The organism is Blastocatellia bacterium (genome assembly GCA_035573895.1).
Lineage (GTDB): Bacteria > Acidobacteriota > Blastocatellia > HR10 > HR10 > DATLZR01.
This window is the reverse complement of sequence record DATLZR010000093.1, coordinates 1-25,691: the sequence shown is the minus strand read 5'-3', so window position 1 is coordinate 25,691 and position 25,691 is coordinate 1. Positions and strand designations below refer to the sequence as shown.

The window sequence follows — 25,691 nt, the reverse complement described above, 5'->3', positions numbered from 1 at the left end:
CCGTGGGCCATCACCCGGAGAAGGATAAGGGTTTGTCCATTCTTTCTGCTGAGCCAATGCGTCGGGCCGCTACCATCAGGGCCACCAGCAGCCAGAAATAACGGAGATAATGGCCGTGGAGAAACACGCTTGAGGTCAGGTAGCCCACCAATCCCAGCGCCAGGGCTGTCACTATGTGTGCTGAGTGGATATCTCCAGCTTTTGTAAATAGGCGAATGGCCGAACGCGCCCGTAAGAAAGTGACAACCACGATGCCCGCAAAGAGAAGCAGCCCCACCAGCCCCGTCTCAGCGGCAATTTCCAGGTAGAGGCTGTGGGGGAATCGCCGCTGGCCGAAATCCTCATAGCTACTCACGGTCGAGCCGATCCGTTGAGCGTAATCCTCATAATGCTCCGAATAATTTCCGGCTCCCACTCCGAGGACGGGATGATCTCTGAACATCTCCCAGGCCACCTGCATCAAGAGCACCCGTTCCCGGAAAGAGGTATCCACATCCATGCTCGTTTCATCGGCTCCGGGGATGAGCTGCTTGAGGGTGCTCAAGCGGCCTTCAAACTCTCTGGGAACCACAAGCCAGAGCGGGAGGAAGAGGATGAATCCAAGAACGAGATGTCGGGGCTTGATCTTCTTCATGATTACTGCCAGCAGCACGACTACTGCTAGGGCGAGAATGCCGCCTCGGGAGTAGGTAAAGACGAGCGCCAGGCTGATCATACTCAGGCTATAGGCTGCAATTAGCTTGAGCCTCAGCGAGGGCTCCTTCCACAACTGATAGAACGCCAGTGGAACCAGCGGCACTAAAATCTGAGCATAGAAATTGGGATCGCCGACCGGCCCGGCGATGCGTGGCTGACGCACACGATCCACAATGTGGGCCACCTTAATCCGACCCAATCCACCAAACTCCTGGGTGTATGCTGAGGTGGCGACCTGATACATGCTGATCGTGCTCAGGAACGCTCCCACCAATACCAACACCCAGGTCACGTGTCGCAGATCAAGCCGTGAGGTCATGAGGTTGATCACCACCAGAACGATGGCCAGGCTCTTGAGGTGATCAAACAACCTTTCATCCGCCAGCTCAGGATTGACCGCTCGGACCGAAGAGGCGAAGATGACCACAGTGTACAAAATGAGGAGTGCCAGCAGAGCGTCCACAACGAGCCTTGGCCGGCTTGACACCAGTTGCCGTCCCAGGATTGCCAGAGCCAGCAGAGGCATCACCAATTGTAGGAGGGAAGGCCACTGATAATGGCGCACCCCGATCTCCGAGATATTCGTGTAAATAGTTGCCACCAGCAAAAGCAACCCGACACCCGGCCACCGCAGGATGACGAGAAAGACACCAGCTCCAATCAGTACACCCAGCCAGTGGGACGCGCGAGTGAGGTCAATCCAAACGCGCAACCAGCCTGGGTCCAGGCTGACATAATACCCAAGAGCCATCGCCAGCAGACATACGGCCCCAGCCAGAAACCCCGTGTGGCTGCGAGGCCGGAGGTCAGAGGGAGAAAACAGTCCGGAAATGTCTGCGGACAAGCGGTTCATGGTGTCTCCCCCCATCAGACGTAGAGTTCAGCCGGGGGTTCGGGCGCAGGCTCTTTGGTAGAAGCGTGTTTCCATCGCCGTCCGTACTCGATGAGTAATGCGAGACCAATCCCTAGCAGCAGTCCGAGGACGGCTCCGAGGCTCACGTTGCGCGCAAGTTCCGGCGCTACCGGGCGAGTTGGCGGGAGGGCCCGATCTAAGATGCTCAATCCGAAGATGCCATAGAATTCCGGAGCGTAGTTTTTCGTTTGCTCGGCAATCGCGTTGGCAACGTCGGCCACCAGGCGTGGGTCGGGTCCTTCAACTATGATTTGGAGGATATTGGTGTCAGGTACGATCGCGGTCTTCACCCGATATAACCGCATCTGGCTCGAAGAAAGACCTAACTGCTCGCGCGTCCGATCTCGTACTGTGCGGCTCGTTGGGATCTTAGCGTACGTGGCGACTACGCTGCGACGATCTAAGGCATTCAGGCTGTTTACGATCTGGCTTACTTCGGTGAGCCTTCCGCTGGGGCCAATGACAACTGTCGTTGTCGCCTGATATATGGGTGGTTGTCTGCGCGTGAAATAGATGGTTGTGCTCAATCCGACGATCAGTGTCAAACCGATGACCCACCAGGATCGTCCTACAACACGAATGAGGGTGAAAGAATTCATGATGGTCCTCCTACATAGCTCCGTCACCGCGCAAAACGACCGGAATGGTCTTCAGGACAATCTTGATGTCCAGCCATAGCGACCAGTTCTCAACGTACTCCAGGTCGTACCGCATGCGATCTTCGTCGGAAGTGTTGCTCCGACCGTTGATCTGCCACAGGCAGGTCAACCCGGGCTTCATGCTGAATCGTCGAAGCTGCTGCCAGGTCTGAAACCGACGAAGCTCAATGTCGCGGATCGGCCGGGGACCGACTAAACTCATCTCTCCTTTGAGAACATTGAAAAGCTGTGGGAGTTCATCGAGGCTGTATTTGCGTAACACGCGTCCCAAAGGGGTGACACGGGGATCGTCCGGAATCTTAAAAAAGAGGCCACGATGTGCCTGAAGTAACTCAGCTTCCTGCTTATCCGCCTGGGGCACCATGGTCCTAAATTTCCATATCATGAACGGGCGTCGGTTCAATCCGAGTCGCTCTTGCCGGAAAAAGACTGGCCCCGCTGATGTCAGTTTGATGAGCGCAGCGATCACCAGGAAAACTGGCCACAAAATGATAAGCAATAGTAGGGCACCGACTGCATCGCCGACCCGTTTCACCCAGAGCTTTACCTCTTCGACCGATACCGGCGAAAGGGCGACCATTGGGATGTCGGTCAGCAATTCAACAGGAGATTGAACGATGGTTAATTCCGCGATGTTGGACCTGGACGGAAGAGCAGGAAATCGGACCTGCCTCCATACGTTCTCCCATTTCTCAACCCTTACGACCACTCCCACCTTACTTAACTTAACACTATGTGTTGAATTCATTCACTCCGCCTCTTCAACAGAATAGTGGCGAACTGGGTTCGGTTTAATACCATTCCAATTAGTTGCCTGTCTCGCCTAAGGCGCCTGAGGCTATAGGGCCGTCTGGCGAATACGGCCACCAGGTTTTTCAGATCACCAGGATAGCCCCAAAGGCAGTAGCAGCAACGTATCTGGGTTGTCGCGCAGCGGGATCGCGGTGGATGCTACTTTTCCATTGTGGGCGAAAGCTCACGCTTGACCTTGGGATCGCCACCCGGTAAGATGCCGCCTTGAACGCTTCCCCGCAGTTATGAGCATGAAGGAGCCAGGAGCAACCGTTCATTCTCCCTCCCAAGCCGGTGCTTCAGCCCATGACGTTACGGCTTTCATCCAAGCGGGCGGCGAGAGCCGGCGCCTGGGTCTTGCCAAGGCCCGTCTCTCGCTCGGTTCTCACCTCTGTATCGAGTATGTTGTTGAGGCTGCCCGTCGGGTGACCGACCAAATCATCGTTATCGCCAATGATCCGGAGAATTTTGAATTCCTTCAACTCCCCATCCTGCCCGATCTACAACCCCGGTGTGGCCCTCTGGGAGGTCTGGCAACGGCTCTCACGCACTGTCCCACGTCATGGGCTTTGAATCTTGCCTGCGACCTTCCGTTCGTGACAGAAGATCTTCTGAAACTTCTTCTCACACGGGCTTGGTCGGGATGCGAAGCTGTTGTTCCCCGAGATGCCGTGGATCAGCCTCAGCCACTGTGCGCCCTTTATTCCCGAACGTGCTTGCCCGTGGTGAGTGACCTTTTGCGCAAGGGAGAGAGAAGCCTTCGCTCTCTGCTTCTGGCCCTTACAGTCTCTTTCATCCCATTTGCTGAGATATGCAGCCTCCCCGGCGCGTCCTATTTCTTTCTGGATATTGACACGCCAGACGATTACCGGCGCGCCCAACAGGTGATCGCGTTGCGAGCGGGGCCCCGTTCACCTTGAATTTCTCGCCCGTCGGATTCATCCCTGCTGTGCACATAGTCCATGTTAGGGAAGGTGACGGGTTCAGGGTTGAAAAGATGAACTACATGTTCTCTCCCGCAGAGCGAGGTAACGGGTCTCTTTGTGGAAGATCAAGCGGGTTCGGATGGGGCTCCCACGTAAGGACAAAGGAAATTTTTCTCGAAGATGTGGGAGCACGCCCGGCAGCTCTCACGGGTCGTGCTCCCCCAGAATTCGGTGCGATGTTAGGCGACCAGCGCCACGTAAATGACACCGAAAGTGATCAGCACGAGCGTCTCGATAAAGACGACGCCGATGAGCATCATGGTTTGAATGCGCCCGCCCGCTCCGGGATTTCGCGCAACGCCTTCGCAGGCGGCGCTAATAGCCCGGGAGTCGCCATACGCTGCGGCAGCCGCCGCAATGGCGATGCCAAAGGCTGCGCCCAGATATTTGAACGTCGTGTCAGTGATTCCGGTCTGTGCCCCTTCAGCTTGAGCGAGCACCGACGGTGCGGCGAGAAGCAATGACAGACCCATGATGAGAAATCGCCTGATGTGAGTCATGATGTTCCTCCTGTAGTAATGTCCAGGAGCCGGTTGGAGCAGATGATTGCGCCGATGCCAGGTATACTCCCGCCACCCCCTTACGACGTGAGCTCCATGCGACATCGGCAGTAGTACTCAGAGCCCCGTGGGCGAGACCGTCATCACTCCGTCTCTCCGTGGGGAGGGAATCGGCAGACGCTTCGCCCGGGCGCTCGTGGCTCTCAAGCCCGCTCCTGCTACGCCCGAAGCGTAGAACACAAGATGCACCGGAAAACCCCCTATCAGTCGGCACGAGGGGGACCACTGTTGAGATCGGCCACCTGCACGACCCAACCTCGGTCTGCGGTGAATCCCGGTCACTTTCTCCGTGACCTCGTCCGAATCGTCTCCGCATACATCCTGTGTTCCACGCTTCGGCTATGCTTCCGCCTCAGCACTAAGGGGCGCGACGGTACTGATCTCATGCGCCTCGGCGTGATGTGTGACTTCACTGATGTAGATCATCGAGAGCAGGACGAAAATGTAGGTCTGCATCAATGCGACAAATAAACCGAGAGGCATGAGGATGGCCGGAATCCCCCAGGCGATGATCTGGGAAAAAACCTTCACGAGCGTCTCGTCAACGAAGATGTTGAGGAAAAGTCGCATCGAGAGGGACACGATCCGCGCCGAGTTGCTGATGATTTCCACGGGAAAGAAAAGCGGCGCGATCGCTAAAACCGGCCCGGCAAAATGGCGGAGGTACCCGATCACCCCATTCTCCCGGATACCGACGTAGTTGTAGTAAAGAAACGAGAGAAGAGCCAGCGCGATCGGAACATTATAGTTGGCCGTCGGCGCTTCCAGCCCGGGAATGAGCCCCATCAGGTTGCAGGTCCCGATGAGCACGGCGAACGTCGCAATCACCGGGAAATAACGCGCTCCGTGCTGCCCGATGATGTCGCGCATCAGCGCGCGCAGACCGGAGATGACAAGCTCGAAGAATTGTTGCCGATGGCTCGGATTTTCGACCGACAGCTTCCCGCGCAGGAGTCGAAGAACGACCGTGGTGATAAACACGGCGATGAAAAACATAACCATATGCGTGGGTATGGGCATGTCGGGATTGCCTTGCCATTCGGCTCCGAAGAGCCCGTAGAATTTCGGCATGATGGCTTGCTGCAGGCGATAGACGGCGGGACCGAAAACATGGTTGACCCATTCAGCGATGAATGGGACGTGATGAGCTGCGTTGCCTTCACCAGCTTCTACACTCAGCATGAGAGCGAGAAGATTCATACTCGGCATGATTCTCCCCTCCCTGCGGCCAAAGACGCAGACGGGAAAGTCCGCGCGACCTGTAGCGCCAGCTTTCCAGCTTGCGCTTTCGCTACCTCCGCGGACTGGAAAGCCTGCGTTACTTTTGGTCCTTCCCCGCTAAAATAAGGACAAGCTGATACCCCGCTTCCAACATCACAGCACCAATCAGGGCACAGAATCCGGCAACAATACCCAGCGGATGAAAATGCCTGCTCCAGAGTGCCAGGGCAATTGCCCCGGCGACAACAATAAGTCGCAGGGCGAACAAAGCAACCTGACGTTGGGGAATGGTCCCGGCTGTCGCCGATGTAGCGAGAACGGCCTTCAAGCTCGACGCCAACCAACGATGATTCAACCAGCCAAGCAGACCCCCCAGGATCACCCCGAGGATCAAGCGAGAATCCCCGCCGACGGCTGCCACAAAAACCATCCCTCCGAAGACGAGCCAGGTATTGCGCTCCAACCGTCGCCGCAGACGCTCCTCCTGAGCGTCTTCTTCGACTATTACAGGCGTCCCCATGACGACTTTCAAAGGCCGGGAATGATACTGTGCCCCCTGTGATTTGTCCATAGGTCCCGCTGGGCTTTGCCGGGTTGCCCTGGCGGGGGTCATGCTGAGTTAATGGTTGCTCGCTGCTGGCTCGTTGGGCGAGGATCTCAGCCCGATGGCTCCAGGACTTGCTTGTTCACTGAACGGTTGCAAGATGTCTCTCGCTTTGGTAAGCTAGAGCTTCCAACTGTTCATGATGACGAGAGCAGAGGTGACGTATCCAAACCTTCGGTGAGCTGTAAGCCGATCATCGGGAGCCGCGCGTGAGCAGAGTGAAGGAGGGCGGGTCGTGAGAGTTGGTCGGAGGTTCGTTGGTTCCACGCTCTTTCTGACCATCTGTACGGTGGCGGGAGATCATGTCCCCTATCGCCCGTTCACCATTCACCTCGACCAACACTACGATGCTGTTCTCACGGAATCCGATCCGCTGAGGCGCCGGCCTCCGCTCGGGCACGAACATCGCTGGCGGTTCGATGGTCAGCAAGGCCAGCCGATTACTCTCACGGCTGAGTCCTACGAGTTCGACACCTACCTCGTTTTGCTCGATCCCAAAGGTCGTGAGATTGCCTGGAACGATGACGAGGGCTGGTTCTTCAACGCCCAGATTTGCACGACGCTGCCTGTGACCGGGCGCTATACGGTGATCGTCTCCGGGGCAATGGCCGATCATTATGGAAGCTATCGCCTGTCATTGCGAGCGGGTCACCATGCAAGGCCCTGGGATGAAGACCGCGTCCGGGCCTATTACGAGCGCGGTCGGCAATGGGCCGAACAACGCCGCAGCCAGCGGGCCATCAGCTTGCTTAATCTCGCGCTGGGTCAATTCTTCCGCGAGCGGCGTCAATGGAAACAGGCCGAGATCTATTTCGCCCGTAGCCGACAGGTCGCCGAACAGGCGGGATTTCTCTTTGGTCAGTGGGCCGTGGCCCTCGAACGGGGAACCATGCTCACCGACCGACGCCGTTATGATGAGGCGCTTGGCGAACTGGAACGGGCGTTGACACTCAGCGCTCGACTTCGTGCCGCCGGCGAAGCAGAAGCTATGGTTCGCGCTCAACTCGGCGATCTCTATCACGTCATTCAGAAGCGCGACCTGGCCGAACTTCATTACCGCAGGGCCCTCAACCTGGCCGAACAGTCGGGATCGCCTTCGGCTTTGGTGCGCGTTTACGCCTCGCTCTATGGCTTCTATTTCGGTCAGGATCAGGAAAAAGCCCTCACCTATGCTCACCGCGCCTACACGCTGCGGGAGAAGGTGAGCGCATCCCAACAGGTAAGAAGCACCTACACGCTCGCGTGGGGGTTGGCTGCGACGGGGAAATTTGAAGAGGGATTGCGGTTAGCTCAGGAAGCTCGTCAGGCGGCTCATCGCCTCGGTCATCGGGCGGAGGAAATCTCCATCCTCACGCTCATGAGCATGACCTACTACAAACTCAATCGCTTGGACGAAATGGTTCACGCTGCCCGCGAAGCCGCCGCTCTCACCACGTCTGAGGATGAGGATCCGGAGCCGCGACGGATTGCGCTTCAGACGCAAGCCACGGGCGAGATGCTTCGGGGAAATTACGAAGAGGCTCTGCGCCTGTGTCTGGAAGCCTGGCACACGACCGAATCGGCCTGGTTGCGCGAACCGGCCGAAGATTTACGACAGGATTTCCTGGCCCAATCAAAGGCCATTTCCGTACAGATTCTCCGAATTCTGAACGCGCTGAATACAAAGCAGCCGAGCCGCGAATACATCCGCCAGGCGTTCAATTTTGCTGAACGCAGTCGGAGCCGCGCGCTTCTTGTACATCTAGCAGCGTTGAATCGGCAGTCACGACCAACGGTTGATCCCGAACTTCTCGGGCAGGAGCAGCAGCTTCTGGAGCAAATTTCTGCTTTTGGACGGCGGATTGTGCTGGCCCGTTCCGGCATCGGCGTTGATGTTGCTGATATCGGCCGGCTCAAAGAAGAGCGAGAGCGACTTATCGCCGAGCGGCTGAAGTTGGGGGCCCAATTGAGGGCTCAGGCCGGCGGGTTGGAGGTTTCGAGTGTTTCGCCTCTTACTGCCGAGGAGGTCCGCGAGCACTATCTCGCCGCCTATCCCAACGCGGCTATTCTCTTTTATCAGTTGGGGATTCAGGAGAGCTTTCTCATCGTTCTGACGCGCCAGGGCGAATACCTCTTCAAGTTGCCCGACTGGGCGACGATCGGAAAGGCGGTGACCGAATGGCGGGCGCAAATTCGCCGCCAGGTAAACCCGGACGAGCGGACGGCGGAAGCGTGGCGCGATTATCTGCATATTGCCCACGAGCTTTACAGGATGCTGGTGAAGCCGGCCGCCGATCTAATTCGCGGCCGCGACCTGATCATCGTACCGGATCGGATGCTCCACAACCTTGCCTTTGAAGCCCTCGTCAGCAGTGGGCCTGATGATCACGGGCAGGCTCCGCGTTACCTCATCGAGGATCATGCTGTAACCTACGCGCCCTCCATCTCGGTTCTGGCCGAGATTGACCGCCGTCCTCCAATGCAAGCGGGAAAAGAGGTACTGCTTGTCGGCGACCCCGTTTTCGGCGAGCCGATACCCCGACAGTCGTCGCCTTCCGGTGGGGCGGACATCGCCAAGCAACGCGGTATCGGCGAGCGGGACCAACATCTCGCCTTGACGGCGCGCTTCCAAACGCTGTTGACCTCGCTTCTTAGAAACATCTCTTCGTGGGTGAAGGTCACGTCGTCAATACAGGCAAACTCCCTCAGCGTAATCACCGACCCGTCCCGACTGCGCTCAGGCTTGCAGCGAATTCCCTCAACGAGGAAGGAAGTTGTGGAGATCGCCCGCCTGGCCAGACAACGACGGTGGCGGCCGACGTTGTGGCTGGGACAAGAGGCGAGAAAGGAAAAGTTCACCCGAGCCGATCTTTCAACCTATCGCGTGCTGCATCTGGCTACGCATGGAGTTGCTGACGAAAAAGATGGGGAACTCTCTGCGCTCATCTTTTCCGGTAGCGGCGACCAGGGACAAAATGATTGGGTGCTCACGGCAGCCGAAATTGCCCGACTGAGAATTAATGCCGATCTCGTCGTGTTGAGCGCCTGCGAGACGGGAGTCGGACAGATGACATCCGGCGAGGGAGTCATCGGGCTCAGCCGGGCCTTTATGCTCGCTGGAGCACGCCGCGTGTGCGGATCGTTGTGGAAAGTGGAGGATCCTTCGGCGGAGAGGCTGATGGCGGCGTTCTATCGGGGGATGCTCGATGCCGGCCTCGGTCCTGCGCGGGCGTTACAACGGGCCAAGATTGAATTTCTCCGTCGGGGAGCATGGCCGGTTGCCTGGGCTCCGTTTGTGCTCATCGGATCGCCGCGGTAGTGCGGGTGTTGAAGATCCCCCTGGGAATTTACCACCTGTAGTGCAAGGCGTGAATGTGGTTCAGCCTGATCTGCCGATTCCAGACAGCGAACTCCGGTCCAGGGGAGACATGTGTATACTGCAAGGGGCCGCAAGCTCCGTCAGGAGCGACATGTTTGGTCATCGAGGGACAGGGTCTTAATCTTACAAGGGACACAGAAATTCCCCTGCGAGGTGCAAGCGGGATCAGGAGGACCTGTAGAGATTTTCAATTGCCCGTACCCTTGCCGCTCGCATCTTGCGAGTGAGAGCGGGCCTGCCATTATAGCGTTCTTCGTGCTTTACCTGCGCACGTCCTCAACGCAGTGTTAGTTTTTAGATGCGTCCGCCTTCTTACGTCCTGCCTGCGCGGCCAGGGGGATAAAGTGGCCTTTGTAGCATCATCCACAATGAGAGGGCTTCTCATGAAGAGGACGATAGCTGTCGAATCTCAAACTCGATTGGGGACAACTGAAGGACTTATGCCGTTGAGTTAAGGGCACAGGGGGTCTCATGAGATCGCGCGAGCCGTAGTGTCGGAAAATTTTCTCACCCGCTATCTTGGGCTTCCGGGGCTGTCAGAATCTGGATGGGGCACGAGCGGGCGGCCCAAAGGGGATTAGGACAAAGGGCATGATGTTCTCCGTTGGCCCGTGAGCGTCAGCCGATGGGCCGGCCCCCTATGGGACTTGGGGTGAATTGGGTGGGGCCGGTGTCCTGGGGCTCGATTTTTGCTCGCCCCAGGCTGTATTCGGTTGCCTGCTGCCGCGAGCTCAATACGGAACACGACAACCTGAATGAGCCTCGGCTTACAACTTCACTTCGGTCTAGACTTGCTTGCCTGCTGATGCAGGCTCAAGGAATAAATCAACCTCTGATGGGGCCTGGCTCAGGACTTCGCCTCAGGCTAGACTCGAACGCCTGCTCTTGCAGGCTCAGTAGGAAATACGTCAGCGTGAACTGGGTTGGCTTTGCCCAAAGGTCAATCCCCATTTCGCTCGAGAGCCCGCAAAACAGGCGGTCCGAATCTGGCCTGGGGTGAGCGCGGGTAAACTCCAGAAACGCGCACGCGGGCAGCCCACCTCAGGACGATGACGGGACCGCCGGGCCATTCACACCTTTGAGCGATTGAACCGGATGCGGAAGCGCCTAAACCGGTCGGAGCCTCCTTACCTTTTCATCCGAACCCTAACTGGCCTAACGGTCCGAATGCAAGCCAGTAACGACTGCCCGCCGCCTCACCCCGCGCTTATGGCAAATGTCAAAAAATCTTGCGCTGTTGACCAGGAATTACTTGCAGCAATCAAGGCCCATGACACAGCATCCAGGGCCGATAATTGGATCTGTGGTTGCCTCCACCTGATTCCCCTGGCCGATGGGCTGAAGATCGGTGCGAGGAACAAAAACGGGACGAGCCAGAAACAGATTCATGAGCAACGCAAGAATGATCCATCGCATGAGTGTCATTTTTTATCCTCCTCCTTTTGTGGTTTGGTTCGTTTTGGTGGGGGGCATCTGAGATGAATAACTGCAATCTGTTACAGGCTGAAAGCCCGAAGCTTCATGCGCTGTACTGACTCAATCTAACCCCTTCGATCATCCCAACGAATAAACTGTCGGGTGGCCTTTTTATCCGTTGAGCGAACTCGTTTTCACTTCCTCGTGGCATGCATGAGCGCATGGGCGATTCTCGTAAAAAGGGCGGCGAACTCCAGAACGAGCCTGCTGATCGAATGCAAATCTTAAAGGGGCTGAGACCTTTTCTGAGCTGTAGGGGGGCAGCCATGCGGAATTGGGGGGGGAGTGAGGCTGCCACAAGCACGCTTGGAAGCTGTAAGTTGTCACTCCTGAGCCCACGTTTGCTCCATTGTCCCAGAAAGGTCTCAGCCCTCATCCACCCTATATATATTTTGCGTCGGGCGATTTTATTTGAGGGGGGAGCAAAAATTTTTTTCAAAAAATCTTCCCCGGCCTCAAATAAAATGGCGGGACGCAAAATATATTAGGTGCATGGAGGAGAGGGGCAAAAAGGGTAAAGCCGGCGTAGTAGCCTCTGGCCGGTGCTCGCGGAGAGATGGCCGGAGGGCGAATGCAGCGCTAGCTCTATGCAATGGAAGAAGATGCTGTCGGAAAAAGGCTCTCAAGTGAGTCAAAGGCGACACAGAAGGAGACAGATCTCCCCGCGCATTCCGGGGAGTGCTCGTGTTGTCAGTGGATCCGATGGTGATGAAATTTTCAATATGGCTTTTCACGGCCCGAGCCCGTGCTCAAGCCGTGATTTTCACAGACAAGGGGATAGGCCTATGTTTGACAGAGACTGGTTCGAGACGCAATTGCTTCACCTACAGCAAGTGATGATGGAGGCGGGACGGGATGTCCTGATGGATCGGGCCGCTCAATTTCTGGCCGATGTTCTGGAGATGAAATATGTATTTGTGGGTGTCGATCCGTCGGTGATAGAGATCGAGAAAGAGGCGTCGCCAAAGGAAGTAGTCCCCGGAGTCGAGTGCAAGGGTAAGTGTGACGCTCTTGAAGTCCTGGCGTTTTATGAGCGAGGCAACCTCAAGCACGGCGTTCGTTATGAGCTGGAGCATGACCCTTCCGCTCAGGTTCTGCAGCAGAAACAGACGCTGCTTTATTGCCGGGGAGTACATCAGGCGTTTCCTGAGAATCGCTTGCTGACAGCTTGGGAGATCGAGTCTTATATTGGGACGCCGATCCGTACCCCCGTGGGTGAAGTAGTGGGGGTAGTGTGGGCACTGGATGACCGTCCGGGGGAATTCAGCGAGCCGCAGGTCTGGATCTTGGAGATCGTTGCTCGCTGGTTAGGGCTTGCGTTGGAATGCGAGCGGGAGCACCAGCATTGCCAGCTTCTCCAGCAGCAGCATATTCACCTTCAGAAGATGGAGACCATCGGGATGCTGGCCAGTGCGGCGGCTCATGATTTCAACAATCTTCTAGCGGCCATCATTGGGTTCGTCGAATTGGCCCGGCTGCAGATGGGGGGCTCGCATCCGCTGTCACGCAAGTGGCAGGAGATGCTGCGACTGTGTGATCGCGCCCGGCAACTGGTGCGACAGATGCTCGTCCTGAGCCGCCCGGCAGACGCGCCACGCGAAACCTATCGTCTGCGCGACTGCCTGGATGAACTAAAGGTCTTTCTTGAACGGATGATGCCGGAGAACATCGAGGTTCGCGTGGCGCCCGTCGCGGAGACCGTGTGTGTCGAAGCCAATCCCGCACAGATGCAACAGGTACTCATTAATCTGGCCGTCAACGCCCGTGATGCCATGCCCAACGGTGGCCGCCTGGAGATTGAGACAAAGCTGGTGGATGTCCCCGAGCGAGATAACAGTGGCTCTCCAACTGGCCGGATGAAGTCGTTTGTTCGGATCACCGTCAGCGATACCGGTCAAGGGATTCCCCCGGAGATCCGTCCGCGCATCTTTGAACCGTTCTTCACCACCAAGGGGAAGGGGAAAGGGACCGGATTGGGGCTTTCTATCGTCAACCGGATCGTGCAGGAGCATGGCGGGTGGATTGATGTTGAGAGCAACGTCGGACAAGGATCGCGATTTCACATCTTTTTGCCCCGCGCGGCCGTAGCTGAAAAAGCGGAGCTTTCGCTTCCGGAAGATACATTCCCTCGAGGCACCGAGCGCATTTTGGTCGTCGAGGATGAGCCGATGGTTCTCGAACTGGAACAAAAGCTGCTGGAGTCATTGGGCTACGAGGTGCTCACGGCGAGGAATGGGTCGGAGGCCGTTGAGATTTATCGTCGGTATCGAGGGGAGTTTGATCTCGTTTTGCTGGACCTGGTGATTCCCCGGATGAACGGTCGGCATGTCCTGGAACAGTTGCGGCAGGTGAGTCCGAATACACGGGTGTTGTTTGTCACCGGTTATGGTCGGAATGAGGTAGCATCGGAATTGCTCCAGATGGGAGCCGTTGGTGTATTGAATAAGCCTTATGATCTGCGCACGCTCAGTCGCACCGTGCGGCTTTGCCTGGATATCGCCTCGGCTCGCTCGCGATTGGCTCCCGATAAAGGCGAAAACAATGTCGTACGACAGGACTACATGGACGATTACGGCCCCTGCTGGTGAAACTCCTCCGGGCCATGAGGAGGGAGGCTCGCGCAGGTGCACGTGACGCCGACAAAAGTCATGGCGAGGCCTCACTCCAGAAGGGAGCGAGAAACAGTGGCGTAAAAAGCCGAGTGGCACCAGGGTAGGGAAGTATCCATCGCTGTGACCGAAAACATCCTCGCGAAGTCGCGCACATCTCCGGAGAGAAGTTCGCAAATGGTGGCGTGACCGACTCCATCACGCCCCCGGCCCCCCTCGAGTTTATGAGTTGAGTTTCGATGTTTCTCGGAGAAAACCGGAGAGCCAAAAGAACTCAAAGCACGAACAAGAAGCTGACAAGAGAACCTGCACTATGGCCTGAGAAATTGCCAGACGTTAGAATGGTAGCTCCGTGAGGGTGGGAGAAGGGCGAACGGCCAAAGCAGATTAAGACGGCGACGCACGTGGTGATAAGGAGGATTTCGACGATGAAACCATCCGCGAAGTGGGGACTTCTTGGAATCGCTTTTGTTCTTGGTGCCTGGATTGCTTACCATGCGGGTCGAGGCGACTGGTCTGTCGGTCAGGGAGGAAGCGAGCGGCCCCGGGGATGGACTAAGTTCGAAGATACCGCCGGTTTTTCCGTTGAGCTGCCCCGTAATTGGAAGGTTCAGGTGGATCGCTCGTCGGGACGGATTCTCATTGCAGGTGATCAAGGGGAACAGGTTGTCATCTGGCCGGTCTTCATCTTTGGAGCGCTCGAGGCCCGGGCAGCCCCGGCGATGCTGCGGCATCTCGTGGTCAAATTCTGGCCCGATGTCCGCTGGCAATCCCCACAGTCCGTGAACTCGACAACCCTTCAGATGCAGGGACACCAACAGGATCGGCTGGCGATGGGGCTCCTGACCTGGATCACCAGCGCGAAGGGGACAGCCGCCTACGTTTATGGGCTCGCTGCTCCCCGGTCGGCCTATCGCCAGAACGAGGAGACGTTCGCCACACTGCTGAAAAGCTTTCGCCTCATCGGGGCGCCAGCGGAGGAGCCGCGACCCCTTCGCTACGTGACCTGGCAGGATCCCCGCGAGAATGCCTTCAGTGTGGAAATTCCCGAAGGGTGGAAGGCCAGCGGTGGCCTGTTCCGCTTCGCCTCAGTTGACGTCCGTCCGGCCCTGGAGGTGACTTCCCCCGATGGGAAGATTCGCATCACCGGCGGGGATGCGGAGATTCCGGGGTTTGCCGTTCCCAATCAGATGCTGGAATGGACGGGATTCCGTGAAGGCTCGTGGTACTCACCAGGGTATGGCGTCACGTTCATGGTGAGGCAGTACGTTGCGGGGACAGACTTTGCTCGGGAGTATGCTCTGACAAAGGCGGCGCGGGGCTGCACGGAGGCGAAGATAACTGATGCGCGCGGTCGCCCCGAAGCCGTGCAGGCCATCAATGCCATCGCGCGGCAATACAGCGCGCCGGGATTCTCGACCCGGTGGACGGCAGGTGAAGTCGCCTTCACCTGTCGTCGGGAAGGTCAGCCGCTGCACGGTTATTATTTCGCGGCTACCAAAGTATCGCAAGCGTATCAGATTGCGGTATGGAATGTGGACCTACTCTACGGCTACCTCAGCACAAGTGACAGAGTCGCCGAGGCACAAGCGGCACTGGAGCACCTGCTCGCGACGTTCCAACTGAATCCCCAGTGGGTTCAGATGCAGCAGCATCTCACGGCGGCTACATCACAGATTGTCACCCGAACGCATCAAGAGATTTCCAACATCATCTCCAACACGTACTGGACCCGCCAGTCGGTGCAGGACGAACTCAGTCGCCGACGGTCTAATGCTATGCTGGGTGTGGAAGACGTCGTTGACCCGCTCACCGGTCAGGAGTTCAAGGTGGAAAGCGGCTCGAATTATTATTGGGTTGATCACCGAGGGCGGATCGTGGGAACGGAAACGGACGTTCGTCCCTCGCTGGATTTTCGCGAACTGATCCGCTTGCCTTGAGTGGCTGTGCGAAAGTCCAGGGAATCGTGCCTGTGCTCCACGCACGTCATCAGTGATGAAAACCCGGGAGTACACGCTTCCAGGGATTGTTATCGTTCCAGGCTTGGCGCCGGTTTGAGCGTCTGGCTGAACCGAGCGAATGGAGCTGCTAATGGCGCTAAAATAGCGGCGAAACATCTGGACCCGGAGAGCCGAATTATTCTTCGGGCTACTGGTGCAATTAATCCTGGTGTCAGATCCAGAGTCGCCCGTTGAAGGCGGAACGGTGGAAGCAACAGCGGAGATAGCGGTAGCTGTTGGGACAGAACTCGAAGCGACCGCGGGCGAGGAAGCCGGCAACGGAGGAATGGACTCGAAAGCCCCAAGGTCATATCCCCGGCCCAAGGGCTTGTCTTTAATCCGAAACCGATCCAGCAAGCTTTTGAGCGAAGGATGCAGCGAGGTCCCCCGATCAATGGCCGGGCTATTGGGCGCGAGCCGCAAGTCGGGCACGACGAAATCGGATGCCGTGTAGTTGAGGATGCCTCGGTGTCGTTCGTAGTTTGTTGGGTAATTCCGAAACATTGGGTTGACGTCGCCAAGCCCATGCCGCTCCCAGACAGGGATCGCCATTCGCAACTCCCTGAGACTCCCATACACATCGTCGCCATCCCAGCACCATTTTACCTCTCCGTCACAGGAACGACGGGTCCAGCGCGCAACCTTGGCTAGGCCGTGGAGCCTGGTCTCCGTGTCAGGGAGAAAGCCGTAGGAGTAATAGAGGTTGTAATCCAGGTCCTGGTAGGTGTAATTCTCCTGCTCATTCCGGCGCAGCACGGCAATCTCGCCGGCCCACTCCCCGCTGGCGACGAAGATGTTGTTCTTGATCACCGTCTCCTTGTCGGGAGGCACCCCCTCGGATCCTATAAAGCCCAAAGAAAGCCCACGACCACTATTGACGACGGTGTTGTTGAAGTAATAGACGCGGCCCAGACGATAGCCCTCAAAGGGCCCGATGCCGGTCCCGTTGTTAAAAAAGATATTGCGGAAAACGTGGATGTTCGTCCCCCAATCGAGGTAATTGCCTACCCCGCCGGCGTAGGGGGCGTACTCTGGCGGCCAAGAGTTCCGAATATTATTTCGGAACCCCAAATAATCCCACCCGAAGGTGTTCATGATCTTGTTGCGGTAGATCAGCACATCTTCGAAGAAGATATCATGAGGCCAGCCCCAAAACCGCAATGCCCCACAGTCGCCGTCATGGAGGCACGCCTTTTCAATTACATTGTCGGCGATCAAAAGGCTCCCAACCTTTGTCTCACGTTGCACAACCACCGTTTCCGCAAAGGTGACACTCTCACTACCAATGTTGTAAACGTGGTTGCCGTCAATGACCACCTGATCCGCTACCGGATAAAAGCGGATTCCGGGTGTGCCACCTCCCCAAGGCGCGCTGCGGTGCAAATAGACATCGTGAACGGCGTTCCTTCGAATCGTCACGTTTCGGATCAGCGGGTAGTGAAACACGTCGGAGTAGTACAGATGATCGTAAGCAGAGATGTCTATCCCGGCATTGTCCATCCAAGCGATTTCTGAGCCTTCGATTCGCACCCCATCAATGTTGTATTCTCTGTCGGTTGGGACGTCCCGTTGGGGGTCGCAGTTTTGCCGCAACCAGCAGCCGTAACTGGCGTCAACCGAGATTCCCCCAAACCCACCGCGGAGTTTCAGGTTGTGAAAGATCAGATTTCGCGTTTGTTCCCTGGGGATGGAAAGATTGGAAACGCGGATAAGGTTTCCGTTGTAATACTCCACCGTCAGATTTTCCAGCACAATGTGCGACTTGCCCCCGAAGATGAAGGCCGAGTCACGGACGGAAATCTCTATGTTGAGCGTTCCGGGATTGACGCCACGGGGGGCAAAGAAATAGAGGCGGCGATTAGCCCTGTCATACCACCATTCGCCTTCGCTATCGAGAAACTGGGGTTTGTCTTCGAGGTAGTATTTGGACCACCGGCCAAAGGGCGGATACGTTCCACCATAGTCAGCGATGGGATTAGCGTAGCAATAGTCCCGGGGGAGGCGGCCAGACGCACAATCTTCATCCGACAGAAGGGGGCGGTGCAGCTCCACCGTCCCCGTTCGGCGATTGTGACTTTTGATGACGGCTTCCTGTACATAGCTATCCCGGCCATCAATGTAGATGCGCGCGCCAGTGAGATCGCCCAAGAAGTCGGAGGTCAAGTTGCCGTGTTCTGTAGACCGGCACTCATCGTTCGGCTCACAGGTGGTGTCATCTTCTATATCGGTCAAAAAGCGACTCGAGTAGGTGTTCTCACTCCCACTAGCCGTCCACCACAGCAGGTTGTATTTCCATGGAGTATCCTGCGGCACCGTCCAATCCGGCTCGCGGGCCAGAGGATACCGCCTGAGGAAATTCCCCGCTTCATCCAGCTCCACGATAAAACGCGGGGCCATGTCCGGGGTGACGGTGAGTGACGTAGAGTAAATCCGACCGAGCAAGCAGTCTCCCAGGGCGTTGGGAAAAAGGCGGGGGCAGGTGCCCGGGCTGACCGGTTCCCAGGCCAGATCAGAAGCATGCACCGATCCTCTCAGGACCACCGCACCATCAGTGTTCGGAGCCTTGGTCAAAAGGATCGGACGCTCTTCAGTGCCGTCATGGGCAAAAGCGATGTTCTCTTCTCGATAAATTCCCGGCATCACGTAAATGGCTGTCCCCGCTTGCGCACGTCGAGCCGCTTCGGCAATGGTCCGTAACGCTCGTTGGGGACTGCGGCCGTCATGGGTGTCGCGGCCTTGCTCGCTCACCCAGAGGACGCGCGTCGGCTCTCCCACGCCACAGCAGGAAAAATCCCGTATGCGAATCTCGGCGCTCTTCAAGCCCAGCCCCCTTACCGCCGCCTGCGTCTCCAACGAGCGAATCTCCAGACGATGGGTGTCGCCCGGTGTGGCGTTGTAAGAGATATCGGCCCTGAGCAAAAGGACGCGGGGAGTGCTCGGACTGATGCGCAAAGGAGAGCGAAAGCGCAGAATTAGCGTCTCATTGAGTTGCTGGTCAATGTCGAAATCGCCGCTGGCTAATTCGATCGGGGGGGTGCGGCTTTCATCGAAGATGGACACCTTCCAGAAATCCTGAGAGGCCAAAGGTGTGCCCTGTCGGGATAATGTGAGAGCTGAAACCGCGGCTTCGCCGCCCGTGCTTTCGAGCTTCAATCTCAGTATGCTGATATCGCGCTGGTTGCGCTCGACCTCCATGTCCGAAGGACTGCCCTCGGCCAGCGAAAGCTGAAGCACCACGCCGTTCGCCGCCAGCTCAGCGGCTGCATGTAGAGGTGCAAGACACAAGATGACTGTTAAAAGGAAAGCGCTTCTCCGTCGTCGGTCCCACATAATGCTTTCTCCTCCGAAAATGCCCCGGAGCGCACGCCTCCGGCGTGCTCGGTAGAGCTGAAGGCCAAGTCCGCTGGAAGCGGTCGCTCCCAGGTTTTCATCGGTTCCGGGCGTTGCCGAGCGACATCAACACCTCCTCATAGCTCCCAACGCACGTTGAATTGTGCCTTCTCACTGGTTAGAGTGCTTGCGAGGAGCACTTGATACCGGCCGCGGGTTGAATCCCCGTTCGGGCTAATGGCCAATGGTCGGCTGGGGCGAGCGAATGGTCTGGCCATCGGCCCGGCGACCTCCATCACCGTGGCAACGGGATATAGAACAGACCGAGGATCTCTGGAGGGTAGCCATCGCTTCGGCTACGAAATAGCGTATGCCAGCGGCGCTCCTTCCAGCGATCCACCGGTGATCCCCGGACCACATAACGAATCTTTATCAATCCCATAAAGCCTTCTCGTTTGACTTCCCGGGCCAATGGAACTAGGATCGCCCTCCGAAAGGAGGGGAGATTATGGCGATGATGAGGTGGCGCATCTTTCATCCGCTCGTTCTTTTGTTGCTTTTCTTCTGTCACGCTGAGGCACAGACGACGGTGGCCTCTCTGACGGGCATCGTCACGGACGTGAAAGGCGCGGTCGTCCCGGGCGTCACGATTACGGTGAGGAACATGCGGACGAACGAGACGCGAACCGTGACCACCGATGAGAATGGGCTTTATCGAGTCCTCAATCTTCTGCCGGGGGAATATGTGCTTCGGGCCGAGGGTATGGGATTTCGCCCATTCGTGCAGAGCGGGATCATCTTGGAAGTTGCGCAGGCAGCCCGTTTGGACATCGTCTTGCAGCCCGGGGAAGTGAGGGAGGAGGTCATCGTTGTCGGTCAGGTCCCTTTGGTGAATACGGAGAATGCGAACATTGGGGCGGTGATCAATCGGCGCGAGGTGCTGGAGCTGCCGCTCAATGGCCGACAGTATCTGCAGCTCGCCTATTTGGTGCCAGGAGCAGCTCCCGCGGTCAAGGCGCACGTGACGTTGCGCGGCTCCGGACCGAACAACATCGGGCTGCAACTGAGCGGAGGGCGGGCAAGCAACAACAGCTACTTAATTGATGGCGTTGAATCCTCCGGATTCCGGTTTCGGAACACGAGCTTGCAGCCTTCGATTGAGATGGTGCAGGAGTTCAAGGTGCAGACCTCTCCCTATGATCCGCAGTACGGGTACTTCTCCAATGGGCAGGTGAATGTGGCGACCCGGTCGGGTACGAATGAGGTCCACGGCAATCTCTTCGAGTTCATTCGGAATGACGTGTTGGATGCTCGCAACTTCTTCGATCTGGAGGAGCCACCCCCCTTCCGAAGGAACCAGTTCGGATGGACGCTCGGAGGACCGATCGTCCGAAATCGAGCGTTTTTCTTCTCCAGCATGGAGTGGCTCAGGTTCCGACGGGGAGTGACGGCGACAGCTCAAGTGCCCACGGAGGCCGAGCGCGCGGGAGATTTTTCAGCCGATCCGAGACCCGTGCTGGATCCCCAGACGGGACAACCCTTTCCGAACAATCGGATCCCATCGGATCGGATCCATCCGATCTCTCGAGCTTTGATCGCCCTTTATCCGCTGCCCAATGCGCCCTTTCAGCGACCGAACTTCGTCAATTTTCAAAGTCGGCGGCTCGATGGAGATTTGTTCAACATCCGCGTGGATCATAACGTTTCGGATCGCTGGCGCCTGTTCGCGCGCTACACCTGGTCCGATACGGATGACTTCACTCCGGGAGCGATCCCGCGCTTTGGGCTCTTCAATAAGCTGACGGTTCAGAATGTGGCCGTTGTGAACACCTACACTTTCCGTCCCACGCTGATCGCCGAGGTGCGCCTGGGGTACAACCGAGAGCGTGCCCTGAACACGTCGGAACAGGTGGGGAAGTTTCGGGGAACGCAGCAGTTGGGCATTCGGGGGTTGCTACCACTCTCACCGGAGCTGGACGGCTATCCGAGCGTGAGCATCAGTGGGTTCGCCACGATCGGAGACCTCTCGTTTGCCCCCGAACAGCGTGTGGAGAATTCCGAGCAGATCGTCGTCAACCTCATGGCGATTCGAGGGAAGCATACGTTTCGCGCCGGTCTGGATATTCGTCCGCTTCAGTTCAATAACGTGAGCGTGCTGGCCTTCAATCGCGGGGTCTTCACCTTCACCAACTTCCTGACGGGAGCTTCGACGGGGCTGCCGGAGTTCCTGCTCGGTTTGCCGCAGGTTGCTCAACGGACGCGGGGGATCCCTCGCGCCGATGCGCGTTCGACGCTCTTTGCGTTCTACTTTGGAGACGATTACAAGGTGACTCCGCGTTTCACGTTAAACTACGGGATTCGCTACGAACTGTATCAGCCGTTTGTGGACAAGCAGAATCGCATGAGCGTGTTCGTCCCCGATGGGTATCTCGACCCACCACAGCCCGGGAAGATCCTCATCGCCGGGGATCCGAACAATGGCTTTCGTGGTCGGCGCAATCGCTCGCTCTACCCCTACACGACCCGAAATTGGGGACCGCGTTTGGGACTGACCTTTGACCTGACGGGGAAGGGGACGACGGTGCTGCGCACGGGATATGGGATTTACTACAACCTCGCCCTCTGGAACGGTATCTTCCTCGCCTGGAACAATATCCCGTTTCGTGTGGACGAGACGTTTCGCGCGAATCCAGCGGCAGGGCTTTTGCTCGCTTTCGAGGCGCCATTCCCGGAAGGGCGAGTCGTCGGCGTCCCCGGTGGTCGGAACCTGGCCGTTGACTTCAAGGATGGGTACGTCCAGCAGTGGAGCTTCGGGATTCAGCACCAGTTCCAGGAGGGCCTGGTAATGGATCTCAGCTACGTGGGAAACAAGGGGACCAATCTCGACAACATCAAGTGGGTGAATCAAGGAGCGGTGCCAGGGACGCCGAAGGCGCCGTACTTCCGACCGTTCCCGAATTGGGGGACGTTTTTGACGACATTCAGCCACGCCAACTCCAGCTACAATGCGCTGCAACTGTATGTGCAGAAGAGCCTCTCCCGAGGTCTTCTGCTCATAGGGAGCTACACCTACTCGCATTCGATTGATGATTCGCCAGGTGCTGTGGGCGGTGCAAGCGAACAGTTCTTCCCGCAGGATCCGCGCAATCTCCGGGCAGAGCGAGCCCATTCCGATTACGATCAGCGCCATCGGGCGACGTTCACCGGCATTTACGAGCTGCCTCTAGGCCCCGGGCAAAAATACCTTGCCAACGTCTCGGGATTCCTCGGCAAGCTGATCGGCGGATGGCAGGTCGGAGGGATTTGGACGTTGGCCAGCGGGACGCCCTGGACGCCGCGCGTTTCCGGAGACCGCAGCCTGACCGGCGGGCTGACGGATCGCCCCAATCGAATTCGCGATGGGAATCTGCCCGCAGATAAACGACGACGGGAACAGTGGTTCGATACGGGGGCTTTTCTGGTGCCGCCGGTCGGGGAGTTCGGGAACTCGGGGCGAAACGTGATCATCGGCCCCGGATTCAGCAACTTCGATTTCTCCGTGATCAAGAAGACGACGTTGACTGAGACGGCGTACGTGGAGTTTCGCGCGGAGTTCTTCAATCTTTTCAATCGAACGAATTTCGGTGGGCCGAACATCACTGTGGGAACGCCGCTCTTTGGGGTGATCACCTCGGCCTTCGATCCCCGCATCCTCCAATTTGGAGTGAAGGTCTTCTTCTAAGGAGCATCGAGGGGATCCCGGTTGCCGGTGGGATCCCCTCTCCTGTGGCACCGCTACTTTTCGGACTCGGTTGAGCGCATGCTGTTCGGACGATAATTTTGCCTCTGTCATCCTCTCTGGGACTTCCCGAAAAGGACCTCTAAGTCGGATCTGGTTCGATCCCAAGAGGCGGACGGGAGATTTCGTCAAGGACGCCTCAGGAACCATTGCGGGAGCTGAGCAACTCAATCAGGGAGAGGATATGCCGTGAGCACGGGAACGGGAATTTGATGCCACTCAGTCCCTCCTGCCCTCAATGGGGATCACTCCGGATGGCTCAGATTGAAAAATGGTGCGTTGATCTCAGCGCCGGTTTGGCTCAGAATGAAATAGGCGAAGAGGTGTGATACCAATGGCTATGATCTCTGTAGAAGAAGCGGCAGCTCGGATCGGCGTTTCACCTCAGATCATTGAGGCCTGGGCCGAGCAAGGTCTGTTGACAATTCACCGATCCCTAGGCCCATCCAAGTTTCCACCGAACACGTTCGGCTCTTTGATCCTGCAGCGACTGGTCGAAGAGGATGAGTTGTATCGGGTGGCCGAAAGCCTTGGATGGTTATATCTGAGCGCTGAGCACTGGGACGGCTCCGAGGAGTAATCATGGCAGTGCGGCATCCCTATCAGCGGGGGATGTGGTCCTCATTCAATTTCCTTTCAGCGATGCCTCAGGGCAAAAGGAACGTCCGGCAGTCGTCATCAGTACGGACATCTATCACAATGACTGGGACGAGTTGCTCGTTGTGGGTCTCACTTCGATTCTGCCGAAGACTCAGCGGTCACTGACTATCAGTTGTAGGACTGGCAGGCGGCAGGGTTACAGCAACCTTCTTGGACGCGTTCTCATCTGGCGACGGTACATCGAAAGTTGATCATCCATAAGCTGGGCCGGTTGACGCCTCGCGATTTACAGGCTGTCGAGGCGTGTCTGCGAATCGCATCAGGGCTTTGAAGTGCCTGTATTTGACTTCTGGCCTCTGCCACGCTGTCAAATCCTGATGCCTCGTCACTGGTTGTAAACGTGATGCCAGCCCGGTGATTCCTTCAGATAGCGCTCCTGGACGCGGGCTACATGTGGCAGCACCTGAGACACTTGTGTGGTAGAAGTCGCCGTTGGCCTAGAATGATCGTACTAGAGGTGCTGGCCGTTATCCATTCCGGGTGAACCTGCCGAAGGTCAAACCGCGCGTTGGCCTGATGATGGGAAAACCCGTTGAGGACTTTTTCCCACGCCCTCTGGCCCATTGCTGAAAAATGCCAGTGCTCCCAGGCCCCCTGCAGACCATTACCAGGAAAATCGCCATCACCAGAATTTGTAGACCCTTCCGCCTATCACGCATTCGTTGGGCATACTGAGCGATCTTGTGCTGGTCCGGGCTCCGGATTCGTTGGCCCCTCTTCCTTTGTCGTGAGGCCTTCTTTTACACCCTGTCTCCCCATGCCATTTCCATGCTAAGCTCCCGGATTGATCGCTCCTTCTCGAATTGAGCAGTTCCTGCATTCGGAGTGTGGAACTTGCGCCTTCAGGTGAGGCATCGTACACTGAGCGACGCGGTGATGCTGAGCCGTATCTTCGGAGTCGAGAAGCCCGTCATCGGCATGCTCCATGTGCCGGCTTTGCCGGGGTCACCGGGATTCGATGGGGATTGGGCGCATGTGTGCGCGCGCGTTTTGGCCGATGCGGAAGCGCTGACCGAAGGGGGCGTGGATGGCTTTCTGCTTGAGAACTTTGGCGACGCACCGTACTATCCTCGCCGCGTTCCTCCTCATACGGTGGCCTTTCTAACTGTGCTCGGCTCGGAAGTGAAGCGGTCTTTCGCCAAGCCGCTTGGTATAAACGTCCTGCGCAACGATGCGCGCAGTGCGCTGGCCATCGCCACAGCCATCGGCGCGGAGTTCATTCGAGTCAACATCTACACGGGTGTGCGTGTGACCGATCAAGGAGTGATCGCAGGAGCGGCGCATCTTCTGCTGCGCGATCGGCGGATGCTTGGAAGCCCGGTGAAGGTCTTCGCTGATGTCGCCGTGAAGCACTCGGCGCCGCTTGCCCCGCGCGATCTCTCGCAGGAGATTCTGGAGACGATCGAGCGGGGGCGAGCCGATGCGATCATCCTTTCCGGAGCGATGACGGGACAGGAGACCCCGCTTGAACTCGTCCGGGAGGCGAAGGTCCTCGCTCGCGATACACCGGTGCTCGTCGGCAGTGGAGTGACGGTCGAGAACGTGGCGCGCGTGCTCAACGAAGCTGATGGAGTGATCGTGGGTACGTTTTTCAAGCAGGATGGAGTCGTGCATCGTCCCGTGGACAGGGAGCGTGTGAAGGCGTTCATGCGTCTTGTTCGCCGTCTGCGGCAGGAGTCGGGTGTTACCGGAGTTGCGGGTTCCACTCCACCCGCAGGACGTCGCGGATCTCCTCGTAAGTCTCCTCCTCCTGGCAAGCCCGTCCGATAGCGGGCTAGCGTGACTTCCGCTCCTGGTTCATGGTGCACTCTTTCGCCACGGAATCACCTCCCCGTCTCCCGGACACACCGCTGTGTCCAAAAAATCTCACGGCTGTGGAGGTCAGTCCCCTGACTGGTCTTGCGCCGTCGCTCCGAACTGTGAATGCTCTGAGAAATCGGCTCCCCTCGAGGGTCAGTGGATACCCGTTTCCGATCCTCATGTCATCCGCTCCCCCTCAGGTCTGCACCACCGACCGGATCACCTCCGGTTCGACCGGGATGGAGAAGC

At 57.5% G+C, this 25,691-nt stretch carries 15 protein-coding genes; 6 read left to right on the top strand and 9 right to left on the bottom strand.

From position 1 onward, the window contains the following. Positions 1-10: 10 nt before the first annotated feature. The 3 genes from VNM72_09155 to VNM72_09145 are packed head-to-tail and all read right to left on the bottom strand — an operon-like array spanning position 11 to position 3,016. Positions 11-1,549 carry an O-antigen ligase family protein gene (locus VNM72_09155; GenBank protein HXF05571.1) on the bottom strand — a complete coding sequence of 513 codons (1,539 nt, stop codon included), beginning with the start codon at positions 1,547-1,549 and terminating at the stop codon, positions 11-13. Between the two features lie 14 nt (positions 1,550-1,563). After that, positions 1,564-2,208 (bottom strand): Wzz/FepE/Etk N-terminal domain-containing protein, encoded by a 645-nt coding sequence (locus VNM72_09150; protein HXF05570.1) that lies wholly within the window; start codon positions 2,206-2,208, stop codon positions 1,564-1,566. A gap of 10 nt (positions 2,209-2,218) precedes the next feature. Continuing rightward, entirely contained in the window at positions 2,219-3,016 is a 798-nt protein-coding gene (locus tag VNM72_09145; GenBank protein ID HXF05569.1) for a sugar transferase, read from the bottom strand. Positions 3,017-3,305: 289 nt separating this feature from the next. Between VNM72_09145 and VNM72_09140 the strand changes: the two genes are divergently transcribed. Beyond that, entirely contained in the window at positions 3,306-3,980 is a 675-nt protein-coding gene (locus tag VNM72_09140; protein HXF05568.1) for a molybdenum cofactor guanylyltransferase, read from the top strand. A 245-nt stretch (positions 3,981-4,225) separates the two neighbouring features. Here the strand turns inward: VNM72_09140 and VNM72_09135 are convergent, their stop codons facing one another. The 3 genes from VNM72_09135 to VNM72_09125 all read right to left on the bottom strand — a co-directional run bounded on the left by VNM72_09135 (position 4,226) and on the right by VNM72_09125 (position 6,398). Then, on the bottom strand, positions 4,226-4,546 hold the full coding sequence (locus tag VNM72_09135) for an ATP synthase F0 subunit C (GenBank protein ID HXF05567.1): 321 nt from the start codon (positions 4,544-4,546) through the stop codon (positions 4,226-4,228). Between the two features lie 399 nt (positions 4,547-4,945). Next, complete coding sequence (gene atpB, locus VNM72_09130; GenBank protein HXF05566.1) at positions 4,946-5,815, bottom strand: F0F1 ATP synthase subunit A; 870 nt, start codon at positions 5,813-5,815, stop codon at positions 4,946-4,948. 109 nt (positions 5,816-5,924) lie between these two features. Further along, complete coding sequence (locus VNM72_09125; protein HXF05565.1) at positions 5,925-6,398, bottom strand: ATP synthase subunit I; 474 nt, start codon at positions 6,396-6,398, stop codon at positions 5,925-5,927. A gap of 268 nt (positions 6,399-6,666) precedes the next feature. On the opposite strand from VNM72_09125, the gene VNM72_09120 reads away from it, so the two are divergent. Further along, positions 6,667-9,729 carry a CHAT domain-containing protein gene (locus VNM72_09120; protein HXF05564.1) on the top strand — a complete coding sequence of 1,021 codons (3,063 nt, stop codon included), beginning with the start codon at positions 6,667-6,669 and terminating at the stop codon, positions 9,727-9,729. A gap of 1,308 nt (positions 9,730-11,037) precedes the next feature. Here VNM72_09120 and VNM72_09115 read toward each other — a convergent pair. Continuing rightward, positions 11,038-11,214, bottom strand: a complete 177-nt coding sequence (locus tag VNM72_09115; GenBank protein ID HXF05563.1) for a hypothetical protein — start codon at positions 11,212-11,214, stop codon at positions 11,038-11,040. A gap of 836 nt (positions 11,215-12,050) precedes the next feature. On the opposite strand from VNM72_09115, the gene VNM72_09110 reads away from it, so the two are divergent. Beyond that, positions 12,051-13,853: an ATP-binding protein gene (locus VNM72_09110; protein ID HXF05562.1), complete on the top strand. Its 1,803-nt coding sequence runs from the start codon at positions 12,051-12,053 to the stop codon at positions 13,851-13,853. Between the two features lie 1,691 nt (positions 13,854-15,544). On the opposite strand, the gene VNM72_09105 is transcribed toward VNM72_09110, so the two are convergent. Further along, entirely contained in the window at positions 15,545-19,204 is a 3,660-nt protein-coding gene (locus VNM72_09105) for a hypothetical protein (GenBank protein HXF05561.1), read from the bottom strand. A 295-nt stretch (positions 19,205-19,499) separates the two neighbouring features. Next, positions 19,500-19,646, bottom strand: a complete 147-nt coding sequence (locus tag VNM72_09100) for a hypothetical protein (protein HXF05560.1) — start codon at positions 19,644-19,646, stop codon at positions 19,500-19,502. A 66-nt stretch (positions 19,647-19,712) separates the two neighbouring features. On the opposite strand from VNM72_09100, the gene VNM72_09095 reads away from it, so the two are divergent. The 3 genes from VNM72_09095 (at position 19,713) to VNM72_09085 (ending at position 25,412) form a co-directional block, all read left to right on the top strand. Next, a complete protein-coding gene (locus tag VNM72_09095) occupies positions 19,713-22,925 on the top strand; it encodes a carboxypeptidase-like regulatory domain-containing protein (protein HXF05559.1) in 3,213 nt (1,070 codons plus the stop codon). Between the two features lie 671 nt (positions 22,926-23,596). Further along, positions 23,597-23,833: a type II toxin-antitoxin system PemK/MazF family toxin gene (locus VNM72_09090; protein HXF05558.1), complete on the top strand. Its 237-nt coding sequence runs from the start codon at positions 23,597-23,599 to the stop codon at positions 23,831-23,833. Positions 23,834-24,518: 685 nt separating this feature from the next. After that, entirely contained in the window at positions 24,519-25,412 is an 894-nt protein-coding gene (locus VNM72_09085) for a BtpA/SgcQ family protein (protein ID HXF05557.1), read from the top strand. Positions 25,413-25,691 lie beyond the last annotated feature (279 nt).

What these genes read in the sequence shown, in the direction of transcription:
- VNM72_09115 (HXF05563.1), bottom strand. Translation starts at nt 11,214, where the DNA reads ATGACACTCATGCGATGGATCATTCTTGCGTTGCTCATGAATCTGTTT.
- VNM72_09145 (HXF05569.1), bottom strand. Translation starts at nt 3,016, where the DNA reads ATGAATTCAACACATAGTGTTAAGTTAAGTAAGGTGGGAGTGGTCGTA.
- VNM72_09110 (HXF05562.1), top strand. Translation starts at nt 12,051, where the DNA reads ATGTTTGACAGAGACTGGTTCGAGACGCAATTGCTTCACCTACAGCAA.
- VNM72_09095 (HXF05559.1), top strand. Translation starts at nt 19,713, where the DNA reads ATGGCGATGATGAGGTGGCGCATCTTTCATCCGCTCGTTCTTTTGTTG.
- VNM72_09105 (HXF05561.1), bottom strand. Translation starts at nt 19,204, where the DNA reads ATGTGGGACCGACGACGGAGAAGCGCTTTCCTTTTAACAGTCATCTTG.
- VNM72_09085 (HXF05557.1), top strand. Translation starts at nt 24,519, where the DNA reads ATGCTGAGCCGTATCTTCGGAGTCGAGAAGCCCGTCATCGGCATGCTC.
- VNM72_09155 (HXF05571.1), bottom strand. Translation starts at nt 1,549, where the DNA reads ATGAACCGCTTGTCCGCAGACATTTCCGGACTGTTTTCTCCCTCTGAC.
- VNM72_09135 (HXF05567.1), bottom strand. Translation starts at nt 4,546, where the DNA reads ATGACTCACATCAGGCGATTTCTCATCATGGGTCTGTCATTGCTTCTC.
- atpB (HXF05566.1), bottom strand. Translation starts at nt 5,815, where the DNA reads ATGCCGAGTATGAATCTTCTCGCTCTCATGCTGAGTGTAGAAGCTGGT.
- VNM72_09125 (HXF05565.1), bottom strand. Translation starts at nt 6,398, where the DNA reads ATGGACAAATCACAGGGGGCACAGTATCATTCCCGGCCTTTGAAAGTC.
- VNM72_09150 (HXF05570.1), bottom strand. Translation starts at nt 2,208, where the DNA reads ATGAATTCTTTCACCCTCATTCGTGTTGTAGGACGATCCTGGTGGGTC.
- VNM72_09140 (HXF05568.1), top strand. Translation starts at nt 3,306, where the DNA reads ATGAGCATGAAGGAGCCAGGAGCAACCGTTCATTCTCCCTCCCAAGCC.
- VNM72_09100 (HXF05560.1), bottom strand. Translation starts at nt 19,646, where the DNA reads ATGGGATTGATAAAGATTCGTTATGTGGTCCGGGGATCACCGGTGGAT.